1 pseudogene is annotated in these 255 nt (G+C 68.2%); it reads left to right on the top strand.

The features are described 5' to 3' along the window. Positions 1-255: pseudogene (locus tag IU459_RS38170) on the top strand (Fis family transcriptional regulator); the annotation flags it as partial.

Below are 255 nucleotides of genomic sequence, written 5' to 3' on the forward strand. Positions count from 1 at the left end.
TGGCTCCGTTCCTCGTGCGGGCCGCGGAGGACATCGAACAGCGGTTGCTCGACCAGGCGAAGGCATCGGAGCGCGCCCTGCTCGCCGCCTTCCAGTCGGTCTCCCGGCAGCGTCGGGCGGTCGCCGCTGTCGGCGACGACATCGTGCTGACCAACAAATCGGCTCTCGATCTGCTCAGTCCGGCCGATTACGCCGTGCTGCGGATGCTGACCGACGATCTGGACCGCGGCGCTCATACCACCGACGTCACCCTCG

This window comes from Nocardia amamiensis (assembly GCF_015477605.1).
GTDB lineage: Bacteria > Actinomycetota > Actinomycetes > Mycobacteriales > Mycobacteriaceae > Nocardia > Nocardia amamiensis_A.